The organism is Altererythrobacter sp. KTW20L (assembly GCF_023501975.1).
Lineage (GTDB): Bacteria > Pseudomonadota > Alphaproteobacteria > Sphingomonadales > Sphingomonadaceae > Alteraurantiacibacter.
This window is the reverse complement of the sequence record NZ_JAMFLH010000030.1, coordinates 1-811: the sequence shown is the minus strand read 5'-3', so window position 1 is coordinate 811 and position 811 is coordinate 1. Positions and strand designations below refer to the sequence as shown.

At 61.8% G+C, this 811-nt stretch carries 1 protein-coding gene; it reads right to left on the bottom strand.

Annotated elements, in window-relative coordinates; translation table 11 throughout:
* Positions 1 to 733, bottom strand: a protein-coding gene (locus tag M3P36_RS15060) for an IS5 family transposase (RefSeq protein ID WP_249704527.1) whose coding sequence is annotated in 2 segments (ribosomal slippage) — positions 1 to 400 and positions 400 to 733 — 734 coding nt annotated over the 2 segments. Because the reading frame shifts where the segments join, the coding sequence is not laid out codon by codon here. This gene is flagged as partial in the annotation.
* Positions 734 to 811: the final 78 nt, after the last annotated feature.

Below are 811 nucleotides of genomic sequence, written 5' to 3'. Positions count from 1 at the left end.
GCGGCGATGCAGATGGCTGACATGAAGGTGTGTGCGCAGCGGTCGTAGCGGGTGTGGATGCGGCGCCAGTCCTTGAGTTTGCCGAACATGTTCTCGACCTTGTGGCGCTGGCGGTAGAGGGCTGCGTCGTGCGGGATGGGCACTTTGCGGTTCGTCTTTGATGGGATGCAGGCGGTGATGCCACGCTCGGCCAGGGCATGGCGGAACCAGTCGGCATCATAGCCTCGATCGGCGAGCAAGGCCTTGGCCTTGGGGAACGCATCGATCATCAGCGCAGCGCCCTTGTAATCGCTCATCTGACCTTCGCTGAGCAGCATGATCAGCGGGCGGCCCTTGCCATCGCAGACAGCGTGCAGCTTGGAGTTCAGGCCACCTTTGGTGCGCCCGATACGTCTGGGTAGAGCCCCTTTTTTTGCAGGCTTGCTGCCGTCCGGTGCGCCTTCAGGTGGGTGGCGTCGATCATCAGGCGATCGGGCTTCCCGCCCTTGGCGGCGAGCTCGGCGAAGATGCGGTTGAACACGCCCAGGCGGCTCCAGCGGATGAAGCGGTTGTAGATCGTCTTGTGCGGGCCGTAACCAGCAGGCGCATCACGCCAGCGAAGCCCGTTCCTGATCACGAAGATGATGCCGCTCACAATCCGCCGGTCATCGACCCGCGGGATCCCATGCGAAAGTGGGAAATAGGGCTCAATCCGGCGCATCTGCGCCTCGCTCAACAACCAAAGCTCCGACACCAGCAACACCTCCTCAGTGCCGCCATTGAATCAACCCATTGCCACATACGCAAGCGATTTAATGGGTCCTGAGCCTAG